This is a genomic window from Amycolatopsis sp. NPDC058986, assembly GCF_042741125.1.
Classification (GTDB): Bacteria; Actinomycetota; Actinomycetes; order Mycobacteriales; family Pseudonocardiaceae; genus Amycolatopsis.
On sequence record NZ_JBHYJW010000011.1, the window covers coordinates 174,242 to 193,035 of the forward strand.

General features: G+C 69.0%; 14 protein-coding genes. 10 read left to right on the forward strand and 4 right to left on the reverse strand.

Annotated features, from left to right (window positions below):
- The first annotated feature begins 11 nt into the window (after positions 1-11).
- Positions 12-2,150 (forward strand): acetate--CoA ligase family protein, encoded by a 2,139-nt coding sequence (locus ACFW0G_RS13450; protein ID WP_378325382.1) that lies wholly within the window; start codon positions 12-14, stop codon positions 2,148-2,150.
- A gap of 215 nt (positions 2,151-2,365) precedes the next feature.
- Positions 2,366-3,757 (forward strand): OFA family MFS transporter, encoded by a 1,392-nt coding sequence (locus ACFW0G_RS13455; protein WP_378325383.1) that lies wholly within the window; start codon positions 2,366-2,368, stop codon positions 3,755-3,757.
- 39 nt (positions 3,758-3,796) lie between these two features.
- Here ACFW0G_RS13455 and ACFW0G_RS13460 read toward each other — a convergent pair whose 3' ends face one another.
- Positions 3,797-4,537 (reverse strand): GntR family transcriptional regulator, encoded by a 741-nt coding sequence (locus ACFW0G_RS13460; protein ID WP_378325384.1) that lies wholly within the window; start codon positions 4,535-4,537, stop codon positions 3,797-3,799.
- A 291-nt stretch (positions 4,538-4,828) separates the two neighbouring features.
- Between ACFW0G_RS13460 and ACFW0G_RS13465 the strand changes: the two genes are divergently transcribed.
- Together ACFW0G_RS13465 and ACFW0G_RS13470 are read left to right on the forward strand one after the other, a co-directional pair.
- Positions 4,829-5,827 carry a 2-dehydropantoate 2-reductase gene (locus ACFW0G_RS13465; protein WP_378325386.1) on the forward strand — a complete coding sequence of 333 codons (999 nt, stop codon included), beginning with the start codon at positions 4,829-4,831 and terminating at the stop codon, positions 5,825-5,827.
- 24 nt (positions 5,828-5,851) lie between these two features.
- The gene (locus ACFW0G_RS13470) at positions 5,852-7,072 is read left to right on the forward strand and encodes an acyl-CoA dehydrogenase family protein (protein ID WP_378325387.1); all 1,221 of its coding nucleotides are present in this window, start codon (positions 5,852-5,854) and stop codon (positions 7,070-7,072) included.
- Positions 7,073-7,079: 7 nt separating this feature from the next.
- Here the strand turns inward: ACFW0G_RS13470 and ACFW0G_RS13475 are convergent, their stop codons facing one another.
- Positions 7,080-7,538 (reverse strand): DoxX family protein, encoded by a 459-nt coding sequence (locus ACFW0G_RS13475; protein WP_378325388.1) that lies wholly within the window; start codon positions 7,536-7,538, stop codon positions 7,080-7,082.
- Positions 7,539-7,844: 306 nt separating this feature from the next.
- Here ACFW0G_RS13475 and ACFW0G_RS13480 point away from each other — a divergent pair, with 306 nt between their 5' ends.
- From ACFW0G_RS13480 to ACFW0G_RS13495, 4 genes are all read left to right on the forward strand, one after another.
- On the forward strand, positions 7,845-8,672 hold the full coding sequence (locus tag ACFW0G_RS13480; RefSeq protein ID WP_378325390.1) for a hydroxypyruvate isomerase family protein: 828 nt from the start codon (positions 7,845-7,847) through the stop codon (positions 8,670-8,672).
- Positions 8,669-9,559: a 2-hydroxy-3-oxopropionate reductase gene (locus tag ACFW0G_RS13485; RefSeq protein ID WP_378325391.1), complete on the forward strand. Its 891-nt coding sequence runs from the start codon at positions 8,669-8,671 to the stop codon at positions 9,557-9,559. The genes ACFW0G_RS13480 and ACFW0G_RS13485 overlap by 4 nt, the downstream gene beginning before the upstream one ends.
- Position 9,560: 1 nt before the next feature.
- Positions 9,561-11,252, forward strand: coding sequence for a glyoxylate carboligase (gene gcl / locus ACFW0G_RS13490; protein WP_378325393.1), 1,692 nt, complete (start codon positions 9,561-9,563; stop codon positions 11,250-11,252).
- Positions 11,253-11,421: 169 nt separating this feature from the next.
- Positions 11,422-13,086: a sulfatase gene (locus tag ACFW0G_RS13495; protein WP_378325394.1), complete on the forward strand. Its 1,665-nt coding sequence runs from the start codon at positions 11,422-11,424 to the stop codon at positions 13,084-13,086.
- Between the two features lie 77 nt (positions 13,087-13,163).
- On the opposite strand, the gene ACFW0G_RS13500 is transcribed toward ACFW0G_RS13495, so the two are convergent.
- Complete coding sequence (locus tag ACFW0G_RS13500; RefSeq protein WP_378325395.1) at positions 13,164-14,837, reverse strand: TIGR03086 family metal-binding protein; 1,674 nt, start codon at positions 14,835-14,837, stop codon at positions 13,164-13,166.
- A gap of 85 nt (positions 14,838-14,922) precedes the next feature.
- On the opposite strand from ACFW0G_RS13500, the gene ACFW0G_RS13505 reads away from it, so the two are divergent.
- A complete protein-coding gene (locus tag ACFW0G_RS13505) occupies positions 14,923-15,552 on the forward strand; it encodes a TetR/AcrR family transcriptional regulator (RefSeq protein ID WP_378325396.1) in 630 nt (209 codons plus the stop codon).
- A 266-nt stretch (positions 15,553-15,818) separates the two neighbouring features.
- Here the strand turns inward: ACFW0G_RS13505 and ACFW0G_RS13510 are convergent, their stop codons facing one another.
- Positions 15,819-17,234, reverse strand: coding sequence for an amino acid permease (locus ACFW0G_RS13510; protein WP_378325397.1), 1,416 nt, complete (start codon positions 17,232-17,234; stop codon positions 15,819-15,821).
- Between the two features lie 327 nt (positions 17,235-17,561).
- On the opposite strand from ACFW0G_RS13510, the gene ACFW0G_RS13515 reads away from it, so the two are divergent.
- Positions 17,562-18,764: a cytochrome P450 gene (locus tag ACFW0G_RS13515; RefSeq protein ID WP_378325398.1), complete on the forward strand. Its 1,203-nt coding sequence runs from the start codon at positions 17,562-17,564 to the stop codon at positions 18,762-18,764.
- Positions 18,765-18,794 lie beyond the last annotated feature (30 nt).

An 18,794-nucleotide genomic window follows, 5' to 3' on the forward strand; every position in this document is an offset into this window, starting at 1 on the left:
GAGACTGGCAGATGGCAAGCGGTAAGGACCGCGCCGCGGTCGAGAAGATCCTCGAAGCCGTGGCGGCGGAAGGGCGCACGTCGTTGACGGCGCCCGAAGGCAGGCAGGTCTGCGAGGCCTACGGCATCCCGACCCCGCAGGAGCGTCTCGCGACGAGCGCCGACGAGGCCGTCGCCCAGGCACGGGAGATCGGCCTGCCGGTCGTGCTCAAGATCGTGTCACCGGACATCCTGCACAAGACGGACGCCGGCGGTGTGCTCGTCGGCCTCGACACCGCCGAGAAGGTGGCCGCGGGCTACGCGCGGATCATCGCGAACGCCAAGGCGTACCGGGCGGACGCGCACATCGTCGGCGTCCAGGTGCAGCAGATGCTCACCACCGGCCAGGAGGTGATCATCGGCTCGGTCACCGATCCGACGTTCGGCAAGGTCGTCGCGTTCGGCCTGGGCGGCGTGCTGGTGGAGGTGCTCAAGGATGTCACGTTCCGGCTGGCGCCGACCTCGACCGGGGAAGCGCTTTCGATGATCGACGGGATCGCGGCGGCCGAGGTGCTGCGGGGCGTGCGCGGTGCCGAGCCGGTCGACCGCGACGCGCTGGCCGGGGTGATCCACGCGCTCGGCGAGCTGGTCACCGACTTCCCGCAGCTGGCCGAGGTCGACCTGAACCCGGTGCTGGCGACCCCGGGCGGGGCCACCGCGGTGGACGTACGGATCCTGATCGACCCGGACGCGGCGAAGGAGCCGCCGCGGTTCTCGCAGGAGGAGATCCTCTCCGCGATGAACCGCATCATGAAGCCCACGTCGATCGCGGTGATCGGAGCTTCGGCCGAGACCGGGAAAATCGGCAACTCGGTGATGAAGAACCTGGTCAACGGCGGCTACGCGGGGGAGATCTTCCCGATCAACCCCAAGGCTTCGGAGATCCTGGATCGCAAGGCGTACGCGAGCATCGCCGACGTACCGTCCGATGTGGACGTCGCGGTGTTCGCCATCCCCGCCAGGTTCGTCCCCGCCGCGCTGGAAGAGGCGGGCGCGAAGGGGGTCGCGGGAGCGATCCTGATCCCGTCCGGATTCGGCGAGACCGGCAACATCGAGCTGCAGAACGAGGTCGTGGCGATCGCGCGCAAGCACGGTGTGCGGATCCTCGGCCCGAACATCTACGGCTACTACTACACGCCGGAGAACCTGTCCGCGACGTTCTGCACGCCGTACGACGTCAAGGGCGGTGTCGCGCTTTCCTCGCAGAGCGGCGGAATCGGGATGGCGATCCTCGGGTTCAGCCGCTCGGCGAAGATGGGCGTGTCGTCGATCGTCGGCGTGGGCAACAAGGCCGACATCGACGAGGACGATCTGCTCACCTTCTTCGAGCACGACGAGAACACCGAGCTCATCGCGATGCACCTCGAAGACCTCAAGGACGGCCGGTCGTTCGCGGAGACGGCCAAGCGGGTCTCCGTGCGCAAGCCGGTCGTGGTGCTCAAGGCGGGCCGGACCTCGCAGGGCGCCAAGGCCGCCAGCTCGCACACCGGCGCGCTCGCCGGGAACGACAAGGTCTACGACGACATCCTGCGCCAGAGCGGGGTGATCCGCGCACCCGGCCTGAACGACATGCTGGAGTACGCGCGGGGTATCCCGCTGCTGCCGGCACCGAAGGGCGAGAACGTCGTCATCATCACCGGCGCCGGCGGCTCGGGCGTGCTGCTCTCGGACGCCTGTGTGGACAACGGCCTGAAGCTGATGGAGATCCCGTCCGATTTGGACACGGCGTTCCGGAAGTTCATCCCGCCGTTCGGCGCGGCGGGGAACCCGGTGGACATCACCGGTGGTGAGCCCCCGTCGACGTACCGCAACACGATCGCGCTGGGACTGGCGGACGAGCGGATCCACGCGCTGATCCTCGGCTACTGGCACACCATCGTCACGCCGCCGATGGTGTTCGCGAAGCTGGTGTCCGAAGTGGTCGCGGAGTATCGCGAGAAGGGTATCGAAAAGCCCGTCGTCGCCTCGCTTTCCGGCGACGTCGAGGTCGAAGAGGCCAGCGACTACCTGTACCAGCACGGGGTCGTGGCCTACCCGTACACCACCGAGAAGCCGGTGGCGGTGCTCGGCGCGAAGTACCGGTGGGCGCGTTCGGCCGGGTTGCTCGGCTGAGTCCTCCGGCCGTGGGGCGGGCCGTCGAGGGCTCGCCCCACGGTTTCGCGGCCCGCTCGGGCCCTTCCCGGAGCAGGAAGGAGGAGGTATGTTGCCGGACATTTGACGCGCGCTGCGGAGAAAAGGAGTCGTGGTCGCACGCGGGCGGGGTGTGCGGCGGGCAGGACACGAAACGTAAGGGAATGAGTAGTCAACGGTGACGAAAGAGAACTCTTATGACCGCAGCCGCACCGACTTATCAGGAGATAGCCGACGATAACGGAAGGATCTACCGGGTGGGGGAGAGTCCCCACGACATCATGGGCCGTTCCCGCGGGTGGATGGTCTGGTTGCCCTGGGTCGCCATGATGGCGGTCAGTGTCTTCGAATACGGCTGGGGCGCAGTGGAAGACACCCTCGAACAGAAATACGGCTGGTCGCTGGCCGACGCGTTCTGGCTGGCCAGTATCTGGGCGGTGTTCCAGGCCGGGGTGGCGTTCCCGGCGGGACGCCTGCGTGAGAAGAACATCGTCTCGGCGAAGACGGCGATGCTCGCCGGCGCGGTCTGCAGCGGGATCGGCTATTTCACGATCGCGCACAGCGGGAACCTGGCACTCGCGTTCATCGGGTACTCGGTTCTCGGCGGTACCGGCGCGGGACTCGTGTACGCGACCTGTATCAACATGGTCGGCAAATGGTATCCGGAGAAACGCGGGGCGCGGACCGGTTTTGTCAACGGCGGATTCGCCTATGGCGCGGTTCCGTTCATCTATCTGTTCAGCGCGTTCCTGACCCACGACAACTACTCGGTGGTGCTCGACGTCATCGGCGGCTACATGCTGATCGTGGTCGCGCTGTGCGGATTCCTCTTCAAGGACCCGCCGAAGAGCTGGTGGCCGAAGGAGGTCGACCCGATCGCCTGGGCCAGGAACAGGAGCGGGGCCAAGGGACTGGCCAAGAACCCGCCCGCGGTCCGGCAGTACACCCCGATGGAGGCGATCCGGACCGGGATGCTGCCGCTCATGTGGCTCAGCCTGGTGATCATCGGCGGCGTCTCGTTGTTCGGGATCAACTTCCAGGTCGACTTCGCGAAGGAGAGCCATTTCGGCCCGTTCGTCGCGGCGTCTTCGGCCGGGGTGTTGTCCATTGTGAACGGTACCGGCCGCGCGGTGGTGGGCTGGGTCTCCGACCGGATCGGACGGCGGCAGACGCTGACCATCGTGCTGGTGATCGCGGCGGCCGCGCAGTTCGGCGTGCTCTACAGCGGCAACACGCATAACCTCCCGTTGTTCATGGTGTTCGCGTTCCTGACCGGGTTCGGCGGCGGTGCCTTCTATCCGCTGTTCGCCTCCCTGGTGCCGGATTACTTCGGCGAGAACAACAACGCCTCGAACTACGGTCTGGTGTACAGCGCGAAACTCGTCGGCGGTGTCGGCGGGGGCGGCTTGGCTGCCGCGGTGATCAGCGCGTGGGGCTACAACGGCGCGTACATCCTGGCGGGAGGTATCGCGTTGCTTTCCGCCGTGCTGACGCTGTTCCTGCGACAGCCAGGCCGCCCACGCCACGGAACGGATCCGGCGGGGCGTCCTGACTTCCTCGCTCGTCCGTCCGCGGCGGCGGGGTCCTGACCGGCCTGAACTCCATCCAGGACCCCACCCTTCGGTATCTCAGGACTGAGGTCCCTCCTGGGGCCTCTCGTGGAATGCCTGCCGGGTGCGCTCGGTGTGCCGGGTCATGATCTCCTCCGCGACGACAGCGTCCTTCGCCGCGATGGCCTCGATCAGCTGAGCGTGCTCGTGCCAGGCGTCCTGCCCCCGTGGCCGGGCGATGGGGGTGTAGTACCAGCGCACCCGCCGGTCCACGAGCCCGATCATCTCCGCCAGCACCGAGTTGCCGGACAGTTCGGTGATGAACGCGTGGAGGGCGGAGTTGGCGGCCACGACACCCTCGATGTCGTCGGCGTCCAGCGCCGCGAGCCCCTCCTTGTGCAGTTCCCACAGGCGTTTCACGTCGTCGGGGCCGGCTTCACCGGCGGCCAGCCGTGCGGAGTAGGCCTCCAGTACGGTACGTACGCCGAGCAGGTGGTCGGCCTCCTCGTCGGTGGGCAGGTGCACGAACGCGCCCTGCGCGGGACGGAGGTCCACCCAGCCCTCGGTCTGAAGCCGTTGCAGCGCCTCGCGAACCGGCTGCCTGCTGACTCCGAGGTACTCGGCGAGGTCGGCTTCGACGAGGTGCTGGCCCGGCTCGAGGGTGCGGTTGACGATCAGCTCCGCCAGCGCCTCGTACACGACCTGGCGCAGCGGGGCCGGACGCTCGACACGGCGGGCCGCGGACCCGCTGAGGGATCCTTTCGCCGTGCGGCGTCCGGTCGGCCCTCGGTCGGGCAGGGGCGAGACGGGCTGGGTCACGGTGCACCTCGTTCGGGAATGAAGAGCGGAATGCCCTCAGAATACAACCTTTGGTATGCAAAATCCCGGAAGTTGGTCCGGATCGTCCCGAGTCAACCAAAACGGACCAATCAGAAACGCGGTCCGTAATCGCCGGAAACGCCCGGGATGACCGGGCTGGTGGATCTCTGCCGCCGTGGTGGTTCCGCGCGGCCGCGGCCCGGCGACCTGGAGCGATTCCGCGTTCGGCGGTATGGAAAACGTAGCGTCGACGGGATACTGTATGCAATCACTTGTGACGGGAGGCTCATCATGAAGGTGGCTGTTCTCGGTGCCGGTGCGATCGGCGCGTACGTGGGTGCGGCACTGCACCGCGGTGGGGTCGAGGTCCATCTCATCGCGCGGGGACTCCATCTGGACGCGATGCGCAGGCACGGGGTACGCGTGCGCAGTCCACGTGGTGACTTCTCGGCCACGCCGCACGTCACCGACGATCCGGCGGAGGTCGGCCAGGCCGACTACGTCCTCCTTGGCCTGAAAGCACATTCCTACGCCACGGCGGGACCGCTGCTCGCCCCGCTCCTCGGCCCCGGGACGGCGCTGGTGGCCGCGCAGAACGGCATTCCGTGGTGGTACTTCCACGGCCTGGCCGGACATCCGCTGGAAGACCGCCGCGTCGAGACCGTCGATCCCGGCGGCGCGGTGAGCGCGGTCCTCGAACTCCGGCGCGCGATCGGCTGTGTCGTCTACTGCTCGACGGTGATCGAGCGTCCCGGCGTGATCCGGCATCTGGAGGGGACCCGGTTCTCGCTCGGGGAACCGGCCGGTGGCGTTTCCGAGCGCTGTACCGCCTTGAGCGAGGCGATGATCGCGGGCGGGCTGAAGGCCCCGGTAGAACCCCGCATCCGCGACGACATCTGGATCAAGCTCATGGGCAATGTCGCGTTCAACCCGCTGAGCGCGCTGACGAGGGCGACGATGGCGCAGATGTGCGAGCACGCCGACACCCGCGCGCTGGTCGCCACGATGATGACCGAAACGCTGGAGATCGCCCACGCCGCCGGGAGCGATCCGCGGGTCTCGGTGGAGAAACGCATCGACGGCGCGTGGCGCGTCGGGCACCACAAGACGTCGATGTTGCAGGACCTGGAGGCGGGAAAGCCACTCGAGATCGACGCGATCATCGGTGCCGTCGTCGAGCTGGCCGGGCTCACCGGCGTGCCCGCCCCTGCATTGCGTCACGTGCACGCGGCGATCGGACTGCTCAACCGGACCACGATCGCCGAGCCCGTCCCGGCCGGCTCGCACTGAACCGCTCTCCACAAGGAGTGTCCGATGTCCCTGTCCGAGGAGGTCGCCAGGATCGTCGCGAGCGCCGTCGACCCGGCGGCGGCGACCGCGGACCAGCTGGCCCGGTTCCCGCGCGGCGCCGTCACCACGTTGGGCCGTAAGGGAGTGCTCGGCATGCCCGCGGCCCGCAGGCTCGGTGGCGGCGGGCACGGCCTGGCCGAGACGGCGCGGGTGGTGGAGCGGGTCGCGGTGTCGTGCGCCGGGACCGCGACCGTGCTCCGGTCGCATTTCGCGGCGGCCGCGGTGCTCGACGTCCACGGCACCCCCGAGGTGCGTGCCGACCTCGCGGCGGGGCGGCATTTGTCCACTCTCGCCGTGTTCGACGCGGGGCCGGACCGGTTGTTCCTGAGCCCGGAGGGCACGGCCCGCGGGCACGGCGGTGTCGTCGACCTGTACGCGCGCAAGGCGTGGGTGATCTCCGCCGGCGAGGCGGACAGTTACGTCTGGTCGAGCCGCCCGTCCGGCGGGCGGGGCGCTTCGACGTTGTGGTTCGTGCCGGGCCAGGCGCCGGGGCTGTTGGTCCCCGCCGACCGCGGCGGGATCGGCTTGCGCGCGAGCGCGGCCACCACGGTGCGGGCCGATCCGGTGCGGGTGCCGGAGACGAACCGGCTCGGCGAGAGCGGGGCGGGCGCCGACCTCGTGCTCGATCTCGCGTTACCGTGGTTCCTCGGGCTCGGCTCGGCGGTCGCCCTCGGGATCATGGAAGGCGTGCTCGCGGCGGTGTCGGCCGAGTTGCGGGGGGGGCCCCCGCGGACCGCGGGCGGGCCCGCCGGGGGGGCCCCGGTTGGGGGGCGGGGGGCCGCCCGGCCCGGGCAGCACCGCGGGGGGGGGGGCACGGAGTCTTTTGTGGGGGTGCGGGGGGGGGGGGGGGGGGGGTGGGGGGTCGGCCCCGGGCCCGGGGGGCCCGCCCCCGCGGAGCTGACCCGGATGCGGCTGCGGGCGAACGCCGTCCGCGTCCTGCACGACGAGGCGCTGTCCACGTTCGGCTGGGATCCCGCGCGGGCCCTGCCGAAACTGTTCCACCTGTGCCTCGCCTCGGCGGAAGCGGTGATCGCGGTGACCGACCAGGCGATGAAACTGTGCGATCAGGCCGCGTTCCGGGGCGACGTCGGGATCGAGCGGCGGTTCCGCGACGCGCGGGCGCACTGTGCGGTCGAGCCCACGGTCGACACCGTGCTCGCGGTCGCGGCAGCGCTTTCCCGGTAGCGCTTCCTCAGCGAGGCCGCAGGAGCGGGGAGCGCTGGGCACCGGGCCCCGCCGCGTGGGCGTCGTTCTCGGATGCGCGGCGCGCGCCGAGGACATTGCCCAGTGCGAACCGGCCGGGGCCGAGGAACACCAGGAGCAAAAGCGTCCAGCAGAACATGGCCGACGCTTCGCCGCCGTTCTGGATGGGGAAGACGGCTTGGGGCAGGTGCACGGTGAAATACGCGTACGCCATCGAGCCGGAGCTGACGAACGCGGCGATCCGGGTACCGAGCCCGAGGCAGATCAGCGTGCCGCCGACGAGCTGGATCACCGCCGCCCACCAGCCCGGCCACTGGCCGATGGCGGCGGGAGCCTTGGCGCCCAGGACACCGAAGACGGTTTTCGCGCCGTGACAGGCGAACAGGAATCCGATGACGATGCGAAAGAGCCCGAGGACGTGTTCGCGGGCTGAATCGAGCCGGTGCATGGTTCCTCCACGGGGGACGAGACGGGTGTGGTCGATCCGTGCGGGTGGTGGGCGGCAGTACCGGGTCGGGCGATTGGTTCAGACCTTTTAGCCGTGTTGCGCAAGCGTATACCGGCGGCCGGGGCGTGCTGATACCTCCGAAAGTCCGGTCCTGGAAGCCGCTCTCGCTATGTGCGAGATGCCGCCGCCTGCTCCCGAGCGTTGACCCGCGCTCTCAAGGCGAGCTAGAATACCGATATACGAAAAAGAGTTTCCGCATTACGGAATACGAGCGGAACGCACTCCGAGTCTGCGACGAGGTAACCGATGGCCGAACTTGCCGGTGCACGTCATTCCCTGGCGTACGTCGCCAATCTGTCCACCCTGTTCAAGGAACTGCCGCTGCCGGAACGGCCGAAGGCGGCGCGTGACGCCGGCTTCACCGCGGTCGAGTTCTGGTGGCCGTTCGAGGTCGCCGTCCCGTCCCGGGACGAGGTGGACGCGTTCGTGGCGGCGATCGAGGGGGCGGGGGTCCGGCTGACCGGGTTGAACTTCTTCGCGGGCGACATGCCCGCCGGGGATCGTGGCGTGGTGTCCTGGCCAGGACGGGAAACCGAGTTCGCCGAGAGCCTCGTCGTCGCGCTCGGCATCGCCGAACGCCTCGGCTGCCGCAGCTTCAATGCGTTGTACGGCAACCGGATCGAGGGCGTCGAACCCGGACGGCAGGACGAACTGGCGCTCGTCAATCTGGCGACGGCCGCGGAGGCGGCGGCCAGGATCGGCGCGCAGCTCGTGCTCGAACCGCTGTCCGGGGCGGAGCGCTACCCGCTGAAGACGACGGCCGACGCCGTCAAGATCCTCGACGAGCTGGGCCGGGACAACGTCCGGCTGCTCGCCGATCTCTACCACCTCGCGACGAACGGCGATGATCTCGACGCGCTCGTCGCGGTGCACACCCCGCGGATCGGGCACGTCCAGATCGCCGACGTACCGGGCAGGCACGAGCCCGGCACCGGCTCGCTGGACATCGAGGGATACCTCGAAAAGCTCGAGGCCGCGGGCTATCGCGGCGAGGTCGGCGTCGAGTACCTGCCGACCGGCGAAACCGTCGCGTCACTGGAATGGCTGCCTATCGCGCAAAGGGGACGGGCATGACGAAGTTGGGATTCATCGGCCTGGGTGTCATGGGCACCCCGATGGCCGCGCACCTGGCCGCGGCCGGGCACGAGGTCAGCGGATACGACGTGCACGCGGCCGCCCTCGCGAAACTCGAGGCGGCGGGCGGGCGGGCCGCCACGAGCGTCGCCGACGCGGTCGCCGAGGCCGACGTCGTGATCACCATGCTGCCCAACCACCCGCAGGTGGAGGAGGTGGTCCTGGGTGCGGGCGGGGTGCTGGAGACGGCGAAGCCGGGCGCACTGCTCGCCGATATGAGCACGATCCGGCCCGAGACCTCGATCGAAATCGCGAACCGGGCCGCGGCCAAGGAGATCCGCGTGCTGGACGCGCCCGTCTCCGGCGGGCAAGCCGGGGCCGAGCAGGCCGCACTGTCCATTATGGTCGGTGGGGAGGCGGCGGACTTCACGGCCGCGCTGCCGGTGTTCGAGGTGGTCGGTAAGACGATCGTGCACGTCGGACCGCACGGCGCCGGCCAGGTGGTGAAGGCGGCCAACCAGCTTGTCGTCGGTGGTATCTACGGGTTGGTCGCGGAGGCCATCGTGCTGCTCGAAGCGTCCGGTGTGGACGCGGGGACCGGGCTGGACGTGCTGGCGGGCGGGCTCGCCGGCAGCCGCATCCTGGAGCTGAAGCGCAAGAGCATGGTGGAGCGGAGCTTCGAGCCCGGGTTCCGGATCGACCTGCACCACAAGGACATGGGCATCGCGCTGGCCGCCGCGCGGCAGGCCGACGTGGCGCTCCCGCTCACCGGGCTGGTCGCCCAGCTCGTCGCCGCGGGCCGGGCGATGGGCTACGGCTCGCTCGACCATTCGGCGTTGCTCAAGGTGGTCGAAGATCTTTCCGGCCGCACGAAAGCGGAGGCGTGACATGGGGAGAATTCCCGCGATGGAAGCGGTCGTCGACGTGCTGAAGAGCGAGGGCGTCGACGTCGCCTTCGGTTGCCCCGGCGCCGCGATTCTCCCGCTGTACCACGCGATGCAGGGCTCCGGCATCGACCATCTGGTGGTGCGCCACGAAGAGGGCGCGACCCATATGGCCGACGGCTGGGCGCGGACCACCGGCAAGGTCGGAGTGGCGATCGGGACCTCCGGCCCTGCCGGGACCAACATGATCACCGGGCTGTACACCGCGCACGCGGACTCGATCCCGATCCTGTGCATCACCGGGCAGGCGGATTCCCGCAAACTGCACACCGAGGCCTTCCAGGCGGTGGACATCGTCGAGATCGCCAAGCCGGTGACGAAATGGGCGGTGCAGGTCAAGGAGGCCGCGCAGCTGCCGTGGATCTTCCGCGAGGCTTTCCGGATCGCGCGGTCCGGAAGGCCGGGCCCCGTCCTGATCGACCTGCCGATCGACGTGCAGAAGCAGGAGATCGAATGGGACTCCAGCATCGACTCGCCGCTGCCGGTCACCTCGGTCATCCCGTCGCCGGCGCGGGTCGAGCGGGCGCTGGAGATGCTGCGCGCGGCCGAACGCCCGCTGATCCTGGCCGGCGGTGGGGTGGTCCTCGGTGAGGCGAGCGACCGGCTGCTCGCCGTCGCCGAGCGGCTCGGCGTCCCGGTGCAGGTCACCTTGATGGGTAAGGGAAGTTTCCCCGAGGATCACGAGCTGTTCGCCGGGATGGCCGGGATCCAGACGTCGCAGCGGTGGGCGAACGCGGCCTTCCTCGAAGCCGACCTCGTGCTCGCGCTGGGCGCCCGGTTCGGCGACCGGCACACCGGGAATCTCGACGTCTACCGGGGTGAACGGAAGTTCATCCATGTCGACATCGAGCCGACCCAGCTCGGCAAGGTGTTCGGCCCCGACCTCGGCGTCGTGTCGGACACCGGCATGTTTCTCGACGCGCTTCTGACCACAATGGATGGTCAGGACACGGCACGGGACCGGGGCTGGGTGAAGCGGATCGGCGAACTGAAGACCGCGCTGCCGCGGCGGGAGGACTTCGACGACCGGCCGATCAAGGCGCCGCGGGTGTTCAAGGAGATCAACGAGTTCTACGGCGAGGACACCTACTTCGTCACCGCGATCGGGCTGTACCAGATCTGGTCGGGCCAGTTCCAGCGGGCGCACAAGCCCCGGCACTACCAGGTGTGCGGCCAGGCGGGCCCGCTCGGCTGGGAGATCCCGGCGGCGATCGGCGTCAAGAAGGCCCGCCCGGAGGCCCAGGTCGTCGGCGTGGTCGGGGACTACTCGTTCCAGTTCCTGGTGGAGGAACTGGCCGTGGCGGCGCAGTACGACGTCGGGTTCGTGCTGATCATGCTGAACAACGAGTACCTCGGGCTGATCCGCCAGGCCTCGCGGGGATACGACATGAACTACCAGGTCGACATCCACTACGACACGAACGGCTCGGACAACGTCAAGATCATGGAGGCCTACGGCTGCTCGGGCACCCGCGTGCACGAGCCGGGCGAGATCCGCGAGGCGCTGGCGTGGGCGGGCAAGGAGGCCGAGCGCACCAGCCGCCCGGTGCTCGTGGAGATCATGATCGAACGCGAGGCGAACGCGGCGATGGGCGCCGCGCTCGACTCGGTGGTGGAGTTCGAGGCCACCGCCTAGATCATCGCGTTGCAGTGGATCGCGGAACCCGGTGGCGGATCGAGGCGGGCCGTCAACAGACAAGGACGAAGCCTGACTCGACCCCACCGGGTCCCGGTCCCGGCGAGCGTGGTGCGCCCACATCACCCGTCGATGGTCCGCCGCGCCCGGCCCGCAGTGTCACGATTCCTTGTGGCGAAAGGGGATCTTTTCCGCATCGCGGCAGTCCGCGAAGTCGCTTGATCGCGAACGACCGGTTGCGGATCTTCAGCAGACCTTCAGCCATTTTCGCATCGCAACCGCGGGTATGCCGCCTTACCGTACCGGCATGAGCTCACAACGGAAGCATGGACCGATTCGCCGGGGCGTGCTCGTTGCCCTGGCCGGCGCCGCCTGCCTGCTCGTCACCTCATGCGCCGCCGCGCAGGTACCCGCCGCCTCCACCCAGCCGGGTGCGGCCGACCGTCCGAACGTGGTCTTCGTCCTCACCGACGACCTGGCCATGAATTTGGTTCAGTACATGCCGAACGTGCAGAAGCTGGCACGTGACGGCACCACCTTCGCCAACTACACGGTGACCGACTCGCTCTGCTGCCCCTCGCGGTCGTCGATCTTCACGGGCAAGTTCCCGCACGACACCGGCGTGGTCACCAATGGCGGATCCGATGGCGGGTTCGACGTCTTCCACAAGCGTGGCAATGAAAAGGCCACCTCCGCCGTCGCGTTGCAGGCCGCCGGCTATCGCACCGGGATGATGGGCAAGTACCTGAACGGCTATAACCCCCGAGGCAAGGTGGACGGACAGGAAAACTACGTCCCGCCCGGCTGGGACGAGTGGGACGTCGCCGGGAATGGTTATCCGGAGTTCGACTACGACCTCAACGAGAACCACACCGTCAAGCACTACGGCTCCCAACCGGAGGACTACCTCACCGACGTGGTGTCCGGAAAGGCGAGCGGATTCATCAACTCGTCCGTATCCGCGCACAAACCCTTCCTTCTCGAGGTCGCGACCTTCGCTCCGCACGGTCCGTTCACCCCCGCGCCGCGGGACCAGGACGCGTTCCCCGGTCTCACCGCTCCGCGCGGCAAGGCTTTCGACCAGTTGCCGAGCAACCCTCCGCAGTGGCTCGCCGGCCGCACGCCGCTGACCGACAAGGAGAAGAGCGTCATCGACACCGGCTTCCGCAAACGGGCGCAGGCGGTGCAGGCGGTCGATCGCATGGTCGGCTCGCTGCGCGACACGCTCACCAAGGCCGGCGTCGCGGACGACACGCTGGTCGTATTCAGCTCCGACAACGGCTTCCACATGGGCGAATACCGGCTCAACCCCGGGAAGATGACCGCGTTCGACACCGACATCCACGTTCCGCTGATCGTCGCCGGAGGCGCGAAACTCGGCGTGGGCGCGAACAAAACCATATCCAACCCGGTGGAAAACATCGACCTGGCACCCACCTTCGAAAAACTGGCCGGGCTGACACCGGCGGCCGATGTCGACGGTCACGACCTCATGCCGCTGCTCACCGGGCAGCCGGTCCCGGACGGGCGCACCACGGCGTTGATCGAACACCACGGCCCGGACTTCGACGCCTCCGACCCCGACAAGCCGGGGAAGAACAGCGGCAACCCCGCCACGTATGAGGCCTTGCGCACGGTCGACTACACCTACGTGGAGTACACCACCGATGGCAGCGCCGAATTCTACGATCGCACCGCCGATCCCGACGAGCTGAACAACGCCGCGGGCAGCCTGCCTCCCGACCGGCGCGCCCAGCTGCACAACGCGCTGCAAGCATTGGCGAACTGCCACGGTCAACAGGCCTGTTCGGCCGCCGAACGCCTTCTGCGCTGACCCGACGCGCCGGAAGAGCGGTCGCCGGCATGCCACCGCGAGCGGATTCGCGATGCCGCTCGCGGTGGCTTCCGTGCTCAAGCCGTCCACTGTGGATTCCGGCCGAGGTACCGCAGGAGCGACGCGACGGCGTCGTCATCGGCGGCGCCGTCCAGCGCGGGGGCGTAGGCACCGAACGGGCGCAGCGGTTCGACGATCTCCTTGGCCACGGAGAGCAGGATTTCGGCGAGACCGGGGTCGAGCGGTGACTCCTGCCCGGTGGCGACGGCGATGTCCCACGCGTGCACGGCGGCGTCCAGCGCGCAGGCACCGACCGCGATCGGCGCCGGGAGTTCGCCCTGCGGCAGGGGAGTGGGGACGCTCGCGGCGACTCCGGCGAACGCCACCGCGGACGCGGTGAGCGCGGATTCGAGGTAGGCGCCGCGGTCGCCGTCGATCCGGCCCGACGGGGCGAACGGGTTCTCCGCGGGGCCGCCGCGCCCGGTGATGGCGGCCGCGTAGCCGTGCTGATCCCCGGCCGCGTGCTGCAGTACCTGCGTCACGGTCCAGTCGCTACACGGTGTCGGCGCTTCCCAGGCGACACCGTCGGGTACTCCCGCGACGGCGGTGCGCAGCGCTCGGTGGGCTTCGCGGAGCACCGGCCACCGGTGCGCCAGCCCGGCGAAGAACTGCCGGAGGTCGCCGACGAGGACGCCGGTCGCCTCGTGCGCGGCGTAGTGCCCGGCGCCGGTCTCGGGGTAGGAGTTCCAGCTGACGAGGTTGGCGTGGTCGCGCGCGGCGAAGCGCCGGATCGACTGGAAGTCGTTCGGGAACATGGCCAGCGCTGTCGGGGTGGTGGTCGGGCCGGCCGGGTGTTCGGTGGTGTGCTTTTCCTCGTAGTAGAAGCGGATCGAGGACCCCGCGGTGCCGGTCAGCCAGTAGAGCGCGACATTGGCGATGACGAACTCGGCGTCCAGCTTCTCGTCGAACAGCTGCGCGTTCCAGGCGAGCAGGCCGAGCGGGGAGTCCGCGAGCGCGAACGCGAGGGTGTGCGGCTGCTGGCTGTGCAGCGTGTTGAAGGAGAACTTCTCCTCGTAGAACCACTGCAGGGTCGCCAGCGCCGCCTGCTCCGTCTCGTCGAGGCCGGCCATTTCGGCCGGGTCGCCGGACGGGAACGAGAACAGCTGCGTGACGTGCACGCCGACGACGTTCTCCGGCGCGATGCGGCCGAGTTCGGGGGAGACCATCGAGCCGCCGTCGTTGCCGACGGCGCCGTAGCGCTCGTACCCGAGGCGGCGCATCAGCTCGGCCCACGCCCGCGCGGTGCGGTACCGGTCCCAGCCCGCCGACCGGGTCGGCCCGGAGAAGCCGAACCCGGGCAAGGACGGGATCACCAGGTGGAACGCGGGCTCGTCGGCCGAGGCCGGCTCGGCCAGCGGGCCGATGACGTCGAGGTATTCGACGATCGAGCCCGGCCAGCCGTGGGTCAGCACCAGCGGTGTCGCGTCCGGCCGCGACGAGCGGACGTGGAGAAAGTGGATGTCCTCGCCGTCGATCTCGGTGACGTACTGGGGAAAGGCGTTCAGCCGCGCTTCGAACGCGCGCCAGTCGAACTCGTCCAGCCAGTACTCGGCGAGCTTGCGGACCCGCTCGTTCGTGACGCCGTAGGCGGCGGGCAGGTCGTCGGGCCAGAGCGCCCTGCGCAGACGTGCCGAAAGCTCGTCGAGGTCGGCCTGGGGAACGTCGGCGCGGAAGGGGCGGATCTCGGTCACGGGGACTCCTCGGGGGATGGAACGGAATGGTTCGTTCCGAACTGTACCAGAGCGGAATGATCCGTTCCAGTGATAGTCTCGAAGCATGCCTCGAAACGTCGACACGCCCGCGCTGCCTGGCCGCCGCGGCCAGGCAGCGCGCAACGATGTGGTGATCCTGGATGCCGCGCGCACGGTGTTCATCGCCGATCCGAAGGCCCCGGTCTCGGCGGTCGCCGAGCGTGCCGGGGTCGGGATCAGTGCCCTGTATCGGCGCTACCCCGGTAAGGAGGCCCTGCTGTGCAAGCTGTGCCACGACGGTTTACGGCAGTACATCGCGGAAGCGGAGGCGGCGGCCGAAGAGCCAGACGGCTGGCGCGCGCTGAGCGAGTTCCTCGGGCGGGTCGTGGACGCCGACGTCCATTCGCTCACGATGCACCTCGCGGGCACCTTCACCCCGACGCTGGAGATGGGGGAGGACGCGCGGCGCGCCGGTGAGCTGACGGCGGCGATGGTGGCGCGGGCACACGAGGGCGGGCGGCTGCGGGAGGACGTCGTCGCCGAGGACGTCGGGCTGATCCTGGAATGCTGTGCGGCGGTCCGGACGGCGGATCCGGAGCGGACCAAGGTGCTGCGCCGCCGCTACCTCGCCCTGCTCGTCGAAGGCCTGTCCGGGGACGGACCGCCGCTGCCCGGCCCGCCACCCGCGCCGGGCGAACTGGGCCGCTGGAAGTAGCAGGCGCCCCGGCAGGGGAGGGCCGGGCGCTACGCCCCATCGTCGCGACGAGCCCTGTGAGCGACAAGCCTGCCGAACGCCCTGAAGGGGGCTTCGCAGCACTCGGCGCCCTCAAGGACCCTTCAGGGCACCACGCTCCACAAAGGACACCCTGGAAGGGCTGATGAACGGGGCGTGAGATGGCGTGTCCCGAACGACGCGCCGGAGACGGTGAACGTCCGCAACGCGTCGTTCGGGACACGGGGGGCCGGGCTATCGCCGGGTGATCAGTCCCGGGAACCGACGGCGACGGTGGTGCGCTCGCGGTCGCGTTCGCGGCGGCGGATGAAGCGCCAGCCGACCGCGAGGACGATCGCGACCACCGGGATCGAGTAGAACGCGATCTTCTCGGGTCCGTCGGAGAAGCCCATCAACGCGATCACCAGCACGAGGAAGGCCAGCGTCGCCCAGCCCGTGTACGGGGCGCCGGGCATCCGGTAGCTCGGCCGCTCCAGCTCGCCCCGCAGTGCCGCCTGACGCAGCTTCATCTGCGAGACGATCAACGTCGCCCAGGTCGCCACGACGCCGAGCGAGGCGATCGCGATGGCGATGTCGAACGCGTCCTTCGGCACCAGATAGTTCAGCACCACGCCCAGCAGATAGGCGACCGAGGTGAACAGGATGCCGCCGTAGGGCACGTGGCGGCTGCTCATCCGGCTGACGAACTTCGGTGCTTCGCCCTTTTCGGACAGTGCCCGCAGGATGCGCCCGGTCGAGTACAGGCCCGAGTTGACCGAAGACAGCGCCGCGGTCAGCACGACGGCGTTCATGACGTCGCCGATGCCGGGGATGCCGAGGCGGGTGAAGACCGTGACGAACGGGCTTTCGTCGCCGCTGTAGAACGGCCACGGCAGCAGCATCGCCAGCAGCAGCACGGAACCGACGTAGAACACGGCGATCCGCCACACCACGCTGTTGATCGCCTTGGGCAGGACCTTGCGCGCGTCCTTGGTCTCCCCGGCGGCGATGCCGACGAGTTCGATGGCCGAGTAGGCGAAGATGACCGCCTGCAGCGTCATTAGCGTGATGCCCAGGCCGGCGGGGAAGATCCCGTCGTGGTTGGTGAGGTTCTGCACCCCGGCGGACGTGCCGCCGATGTTCGCCCCGCTGAGCACCAGGCCGAGGCCGGTGATCAGGAAGACGACGATGGCGAGGACCTTGACGACCGAGAACCAGAACTCGAGTTCGCCGAACAGCTTGACGCTCAACAGGTTCACCGCGAGGAGCACGCCGAGGGCGATCAGCGCGGTGATCCACTGTGGAATGCCGGGCAGCCACTTGTGCACGTAGATCGCGACGGCGGTGATCTCAGCGATGCCGGTCATGGCCCAGTTGAGCCAGTACAGCCAGCCCGAGGCGAACCCGGCCCAGGGGCCGATGAACTTTCGCGCGTACGTGACGAAACTACCCGAACTGGGCTCGTGCAGCACGAGTTCGCCGAGTGCACGCATGACGAAATAGGCTGCCGCGCCGCAGAGGGCGTAGGAGAAGATCAGCGACGGCCCGACCTGATGCAGCTTTCCGCCCGCGCCGAGGAAGAGCCCGACGCCGATCGCGCCACCGATCGCGATCATCTGCACCTGGCGTTTGCCGAGTGCTTTCGTGTAGCTGCCGCCCTGTTCGGGGCGTGGAGAGGAATCCATGGTTGCCAGACCGTAGACGGGGAGTGGCGAGTGATCTAGCGCACCAAGGAAAGACTTAAGGTGTGCTTGCGGTCACACCCGCCCCGCGGCGTTCGCGCGGGTATCACGCGAAGACTTTCGGGAACGGATGGCGCCGAGTTGCGGCGTCCGGGCGGCCCGCGTGCGGTAATGGAAGGTTTCACTCGCACTCTCGGGGTTCATACGTTTTCTTGACTTCACAAAACAGTGAAACCTCTGTACCTTCTGAAGTGGGCCCAGCAGACAGCGCGGCGGCCGAGCGACCTGGGGCGGACGCCGCGACCTCCCACCACTTTTTCGGAGTCGGCGATGACGCAGACCGTTCCGCTCGCTCAGGGCTTGCCCACCACCCGTGGCCGCTGCCCGTTCGACCCGCCCGAGGCGCTGACCGACCTCAGTGCCCGTTCGCCGATCAGCCGCCTGGTCTACCCGGACGGTCACGAGGGCTGGCTGATCACCGGGTACGCCGCCGCGAGGGCGGTGCTCGCGGACGTCCGGTTCAGCTCCCGCGCCGAGCTGCGGCGGACACCGATCCCGCACGCGTTCGCCAAGGAGAAGCCACGTCCGGCCCAGCCGGGGGCGCTGACCTCGTTCGACCCGCCGGAGCACACCCGGCTGCGGAAGCAGCTCACCGGCCAGTTCACCGTGCGGCGGATGCAGATGCTGGAGCCCCGCGTCGCGCGGATCACCGAGGAGCACCTCGACCGGATGGAGGAGGCGGGGCCACCGTGTGATCTGGTGACCGCTTTCGCGATGCCGATCCCGTCACTGGTGATCTGCGAACTGCTCGGAGTCCCGCTCGGGGAGCGGGATGGCTTCCAGAAGAACGCCTCGGTGCTGTTCAACCTGAAGTCCAGCGCCGAGGAGATCACCACGGCCATGGGCGCGGTGATGGCGTACATGGGCGAACTGGTCGAACGCAAGCGCGCCGAGCCGGACGAGCACCTGCTCAGCGGGTTGATCGAGGCCGGGGAACTCACCGGCGAGGAGCTGGCGACGATCGCCATGACGCTGCTCATCGCGGGCTACGAGACGACCGCGAACATGCTCGCGCTCGGGACGTTCGCGCTGCTTCGCAATCCGGAGCAGTTCGCGGCGCTGCGGGCCGACCCGAGCCTGGTCACCAACGCGGTCGAGGAGCTGATGCGCTACCTGAGCGTCATCCACGTGGGGCCGGGACGGACCGCGGTCGAGGACGTCGAAGTGGCGGGCCAGCTGATCCGGGCAGGGGAGTCGGTGGTCGTTTCGGTCCCGGCGGCCAATCGCGACCCCGAACGTTTCCCCGATCCCGACCGGCTCGACATCACGCGCCCGGCGACCGGGCACATCGGCTTCGGGCACGGGGTGCACCAGTGCCTGGGCCAGCAGCTGGCCAGGGTCGAGATGCGCATCGGATATCCGGCGCTGGCCAGGCGGTTCCCCGAGCTGCGGCTGGCGGTGCCTGCCGAGGAGGTACGGATGCGGGCGGACATGGCGATCTACGGGGTGCACGAGCTGCCCGTGGCCTGGTGAGCCGCTGACCGGGGGTGCGTACGGCGTGCC